The organism is Shewanella sp. SM32, from assembly GCF_025654235.1.
GTDB classification, from domain to species: domain Bacteria; phylum Pseudomonadota; class Gammaproteobacteria; order Enterobacterales; family Shewanellaceae; genus Shewanella; species Shewanella oncorhynchi.
The window spans coordinates 23,366-29,440 of record NZ_JAKKRO010000064.1; the positions used below are offsets into that span (position 1 = coordinate 23,366).

General features: G+C 45.3%; 3 protein-coding genes and 2 rRNA genes. 2 read left to right on the top strand and 3 right to left on the bottom strand.

Going from position 1 to position 6,075, the window contains the following annotated elements; all coding sequences use genetic code 11:
• Positions 1 to 60 precede the first annotated feature (60 nt).
• Together L5M10_RS19620 and L5M10_RS19625 are read left to right on the top strand one after the other, a co-directional pair.
• Positions 61 to 1,872 (top strand): DUF885 domain-containing protein, encoded by a 1,812-nt coding sequence (locus L5M10_RS19620; RefSeq protein WP_263198434.1) that lies wholly within the window; start codon positions 61 to 63, stop codon positions 1,870 to 1,872.
• A 95-nt stretch (positions 1,873 to 1,967) separates the two neighbouring features.
• Positions 1,968 to 2,951 (top strand): alpha/beta fold hydrolase, encoded by a 984-nt coding sequence (locus tag L5M10_RS19625; RefSeq protein ID WP_105250768.1) that lies wholly within the window; start codon positions 1,968 to 1,970, stop codon positions 2,949 to 2,951.
• Here the strand turns inward: L5M10_RS19625 and L5M10_RS19630 are convergent.
• The 3 genes from L5M10_RS19630 to L5M10_RS19640 form a co-directional block, all read right to left on the bottom strand.
• The gene (locus L5M10_RS19630) at positions 2,908 to 5,358 is read right to left on the bottom strand and encodes a GGDEF domain-containing phosphodiesterase (RefSeq protein WP_263198435.1); all 2,451 of its coding nucleotides are present in this window, start codon (positions 5,356 to 5,358) and stop codon (positions 2,908 to 2,910) included. The two genes, L5M10_RS19625 and L5M10_RS19630, sit on opposite strands and share 44 nt — an antisense overlap.
• Positions 5,359 to 5,657: 299 nt before the next feature.
• Positions 5,658 to 5,773 (bottom strand): 5S ribosomal RNA (rrf, locus tag L5M10_RS19635).
• Between the two features lie 186 nt (positions 5,774 to 5,959).
• Positions 5,960 to 6,075: ribosomal RNA gene (locus L5M10_RS19640) — 23S ribosomal RNA — on the bottom strand; the annotation flags it as partial.

Sequence of the window (6,075 nt, forward strand, 5' to 3'; positions counted from 1 at the left end):
AACGGCCGCATTCATCAGGCATAATGACTTCAATAACAACGAAAATATCAGAGATCTAACATGCATAAACTCTTAACCCCCAGTTTATTGATATGCGCATTAGGCGCCTGCAGTGCCACCCAAACCACAAAAAATATTCAAACCCCATCGTCACAGGCAATATCAGCAGCACAATCGCAAGTTGAACCAATCGCCCCAGCGCTGCAAGCGATTATCGACCAAAGCTGGCAATTACAGCTCAGTGCGAGTCCTGAAATGGCTTACAGCATGGGCTATGCCAGTGCCGCAGGAAAATTAACGGATCTCTCGCCAGCCGCGCTCGCTAAGCTTAATCAAGGTCAAATCGCAGTACTAGCGCAGCTCAAAGCACTCGACCGCGGCAGCTTGAGTAAAGAAGATAAGATTAACGCTCAAATACTGGAAGATCAGCTCCAAAACGATGTCGACCTATATCGTTTCAAGGATTATTACCTGCCCATTACGGCGGAAAGCGGCTTCCACGCTTATATCACGTCAATCACACAGGGAAGATTCAACACCCTTGAGGATTACCGCAACTATATTGCCAAACTCAATGCACTCCCGACCTATTTCGCCCAGCAAACCCACTGGCTAAAACAAGGATTAGCCGAGGGAATAACGCCGCCAAAAGTGACACTCAATGGCTTTGAAGACAGTATCAGTGCTTATATCGTCCCTGTTGAAAAGAGCAGTTATTTCAAACCTTTTACTCAATATCCCAACTATTTCACTGAGGCACAAAAAACTCAGCTGACCCAAGAAGGTCGCGCTTTAGTCGAGCAAAAAGTCCTACCGCTATATCAAAACTTCTATGATTTTATGACTAAAGAGTACATTCCCAATGCACGGGAAAATATCGCAGCCAGTAGCTTACCTAACGGTGCTGAGTTTTATGAGAATCGGGTGCGTTACTATACGACCTTGAATATGACGTCGGCAGAAGTGCATGAACTGGGCGTAAAAGAAGTACAACGTATCCGCCAAGAAATGGAACAAATCATCGCGTCAGTAGGTTTTAAAGGCAGCTTTGCCGACTTCTTACATTTCCTGCGGACCGATCCTCAGTTCTACACCACCAGTGCCGATCAGTTACTCAAAGAAGCGGCATTTATTGCCAAAAAAGCCGATGCCATGCTGCCTAAGTACTTCGGCAAACTCCCCCGTAAACCCTATGGTATAGCACCAGTGCCCGCAGAAATTGCGCCGAAATACACCACAGGCCGATATTCAGGCTCGAACAGCGATGACGAACCCGGTTACTACTGGGTCAACACTTATGCATTGGATAAGCGCCCACTCTACGAGTTAGAAGCTTTAACTTTGCACGAAGCCGTACCCGGTCATCATCTGCAAATATCACTCAACTCTGAGCTAACCTCACTCCCAGATTTCCGTCGTTATGGCTATATATCTGCCTTTGGTGAAGGATGGGGGTTATATTGCGAATATTTAGGTTTAGAAGCTGGTTTCTACCAAGATCCATATAGTAACTTTGGGCGCTTAACCTATGAAATGTGGCGCGCGGCCCGTTTAGTCGTAGATACTGGCATGCACGCCCAAGGATGGAGTCGTCAACAAGCCATCGACTTTATGGCCAGCAATACCGCACTATCACTGCACAATGTCACTACCGAAATTGACCGCTATATTTCGTGGCCAGGACAAGCCTTGTCCTACAAGATTGGTGAGTTAACAATCAAACGATTACGTGCCAAGGCAGAACAGGAACTCGGCGACAAATTTGATATTCGTGCCTTCCACGATGCAGTGCTCGAAAATGGCTCAGTGCCTATGTCGATCCTCGAACAGCAAATCAATGATTTTATTAAAGCGAAAAAGGCGACACGCTAAGTTAATGAAATTCATGGGAGTCGGTATTTTCAGACTCCCATGGTTGTCTGTTACACTCTAACAAACCATTCAAGCCAAATGATTTGCGACTGAGTATGAGCCAAGCCAAAGCGACATTTTCGACTGAACACGATTTAAATACCTCAGAGCAACAAGCCTTCTGGCAAAGCGTTGTTCAAGACACGCTAGCCTCTGCCGACGGCGTCACGCTGGCCTATATGATGGTCAAACATCCCCAAGCGCATACCGCAATCGTTCTCAGCAGTGGCCGAGTCGAGTCCTATTTAAAGTATCAAGAATTGGTCTTCGACTTATACCAACAAGGTTACTCTGTTTATGCCATAGATCACCGTGGCCAAGGGCTATCGGATCGTATGACAATCAATCCACACATGGGCCATGTGCGAAGATTCAATGATTATATTGATGACTTTGCTCTATTTATGCAGAAGATAGTGTTACCACAAAACGACAAACAACTCATGCTACTTGGCCATTCAATGGGGGGCGCGATTGGCACTTTATATCTCAAACAGCATCCCGATATTTTTACCGCCGCGGCATTTTCCGCACCCATGTATGGCATTAAATTACCTATGCCAAAAGCGTTCGTACGCTGGTTGGCCAGTAAACTCGATACCACACTCAATGGCGGCGAGCCTAATTATGTACTTGCAGGACAAAACTATAAACCTGTTCCATTCAAAGGGAATGAGCTAACTCACAGCCAAACCCGATACCAAGCCTACCGAGAATTGTATGATGCTGCCCCTAAGTTACAACTCGGTTCACCCACTAACCGTTGGTTGACTGAATCTTTAGATGCGGCAGATACTTGCGTACTGGCAACGGCACAAATTCGCACTCCGATACTGATACTGCAAGCGAGTGAAGATAAGATTGTTGATAATGCGGCCCAGAATCTCGCCGTGAGTACCCATTGCCAATTGAAAGTAATCGCTGGGGCTGCCCATGAGATTTTTATGGAAAAAGACGCCTGCCGAAACCAAGCCTTAAACTATGCTCTCGACTTCTTTAAACGCTACGCAATAAAGGACGAGGACAAACAAGCTGGATAAAGTCCGCTTGGTTTAAAGCTCGACTGAATAAATAGCCCTGATAGCCATCACAGCCTAGTTCAACAAAAGCTTGATATTGTTGGGATGATTCGACACCTTTGGCGACAACGCTCAAATTGAATTGCCGCGCAGAGGTAATAAGTACATTCACTTTTGTTGGCATTGTGGTTAATGAATCGATACAACTCATATCCAATTTAACCGCAACTAATGGCTGATTAGCTAAGCAGCTCAAGGCACTCAAACCCGAACCGAAATGATCGAGGATGATGCCTACACCTGCTTCAACTAACTTAGAGACACGCTCATCGACAAACTGTGGTTGCATTAACAATGCGGCCTCATTGAGCTCAATACCCAGTTGATTAGCCACAATACCATGCTCCTTAACTAACCCAACGAATGCATCAACAAAATCAGCCTGACCAAATGAGAATGCACTGATATTGAGAGTCAAAGGAGGCAAACTCCTTCCTTGAGCCCGCGATTTCTGAATAAACAGACACACCCGCTTTGCCACCCAAAGATCAAGCTCAGCAATAATTCCCCCTTGTTCTGCTAACGCCACAAATTCAGCTGGCGGAATAAACTCTCCATCAGCACGATACCAACGCGTGAGCACTTCAGCCGAGACAAGTTCACTGGTCGCATTGATCACAGGCTGGAACATTAACGTTAAGCTATCTTGTTGTAATGCGGTTTGTAATTCCTGTTGCAACAGCTCATCACGGCTCTGGCGAAAGTCCATTTCAGCATGGTAAAAAGCGCACCCAGCTTGACCTGCTTGCTTAGCGCTTAACGTTGCCAACTCGGCACGACGCATCACTAAAGCAGGATCTAAGGTTTCTATACTATCGAGTAAACAGATCCCCACACACGCGCTCAGCTCAAAGTGATGATGACCGTAATGGAATGGTCGAGCAATCACTTGCCTTAACTCACTCGCAAGGGCTAAAGCACGACGAGCAGCGGCTGACGCATCTGCCGCTAAATCTTTAGCAAGCAAAACGAAATTACCAGACTCTAATCGACCGACCGTTATATTTTCAGTGAAATAACTCGATAAACGGGCCGCGATTTGCGTTAACAAGCGCTCTAATTCATGGGAATGTAAAGTGGCGACCAATCCTAAGCGATCCACCTCAACGAGCAGCAATGCCCCCCATTGCCCCGAACTATTACCTTGGGTTAAAAATTGAGATAAACGCACCATAAAGACATCGAGCAACATCTTGCGACCGACAACAGATTGATCTACAAGCTCAGTAATTGCAGCATGGTTCTTCGCGCTTTCTGACACATCCATATGAATGCCTATCATGCGAGTCGGGCGCCCTTGGGGATCCCAATCAACTAACATACCGCGGTCTAATACCCACACATAATGGCCATCTCTATGGCGTAAGCGGTGAACACTTTCAAATTCTTTACTCTTTCCGCTAACGTATTCCTGCAAAGCATCTAACACAATCTGCTTATCATCGGGATGTAGCCGCGTCTCCCATGTCTGGAATACTCCAGCCAATTCATCAGGCTCATAACCAATCATCTCTTTCCAGCGATCAGAAAGAAAAACCTCCCCAGTACTAATATCCCAATCCCAAATACCGTTACGCGAACCTTCCACAGCAAATAACCAACGCAATTCACTGTCATTGAGCTGTTTAACTGCCCGACTTAAACGCTCATGTGCCTGCTGCAAACTGGCTTGCAAAGATAAAACTTCAGATGAACTCCAAGGTATCGATGTCGAAAAGGAAGAAGTGCCTACCTGCTTAGCTGCCTCGCTCAACATTTGGAATGGGCGGATCAGCAGGAAATATAAAATAAAGGTAAAGCCAATCAGCAATAATCCGCCAAGGCCCCAAACCCGTATAAAACGTTGCTGCAACTTAGCAGAAGCTTCGGCAACTAAAGGGGCTAAATCGGCTTCAAGATAAATCAAATCAACAGCCCCACCATACTGGGGAAGAACGGGATAATATGCTTGAATAGTTAAACGGTCGAGATTAACGAGGATCTGCGGAAGAAAAGCTTGAACCACAGAGCGGTGAAGGTCTACATCATAACCATCGATGACTTGAGTCGCATTGCTATCACGCCACACAGTATGATTAGCAAAACGAATACGGCTTTCAGCATCAACCAAGATATACACCATAGTGCCCATATCCAGCGCAGCTAAGGAAACTTCCTGCTCAATCCGCTCTACATCCTGTAAAGCTTGCGCCGATTGAACCACATTCTGCATGCGGAACAACTGTTGCTTTATCAAAGCCGATTGTCGCTGCGCAAGTTCAGCCCTAACTTGGTCACTTTCGAACAGGTACTCGCCTATGACCAACACTAAATATAGGGTCAGCATACAAAGAGGAAGCAGTACTGCGAGCGAAAGCTTACGAAGCATAGGCAACAGATGGCCGTTAACAAAAAAATTAATATTTTTGTATGCTAACGGGAAACTAACCACTAAGCAAAAGGACTTATCAAACTAAGCGAGATCTTCATGTAAATAATCAACTTAGAGTATAAAAGTCTGAAATAAAGGAAGGAAAAAACGTAAAGAACTAGCAGAAGAACCAAAACGAAAATGAATAAAACAATGCTATATAGCATTGGTCTTTAAATGACAATTTAACAAATTGCATACGCAAAAAAGCCAGCTTATTCAGCTGGCTTGGTTACATCTCAATGAGATAATTAGGCGCTTGGCGATGACCTACTCTCACATGGGGAGACCCCACACTACCATCGGCGCGTTTGCGTTTCACTTCTGAGTTCGGGATGGGATCAGGTGGTTCCACAAGGCTATTGTCACCAAGCAAATTCTGTTTATTACCGTGTCCATCTCTGGCTCACGCTAATAATAATTCGGAAAGCTGATTGTTTTGAGTCTTTAACTTTATCAAGTATCTGTATTCTGTCTAAGGCTTTTCGTACGACCTCCATGGAAGGAGGAAGTGCTAGAAAATGTCTGGAACATTTTCAGTAAAACCCATCTGGGTTGTATGGTTAAGCCTCTCGAGTCATTAGTACATGTTAGCTCAACGCCTCACAACGCTTACACACCATGCCTATCAACGTCCTAGTCTCGAACGGCTCTTTAGAGGAATTAAATTCCTAG

Excerpts from the sequence above, each read along its gene's own strand:
- L5M10_RS19620 (WP_263198434.1), top strand. The coding sequence starts at position 61 with ATGCATAAACTCTTAACCCCCAGTTTATTGATATGCGCATTAGGCGCC.
- L5M10_RS19625 (WP_105250768.1), top strand. The coding sequence starts at position 1,968 with ATGAGCCAAGCCAAAGCGACATTTTCGACTGAACACGATTTAAATACC.
- L5M10_RS19630 (WP_263198435.1), bottom strand. The coding sequence starts at position 5,358 with ATGCTTCGTAAGCTTTCGCTCGCAGTACTGCTTCCTCTTTGTATGCTG.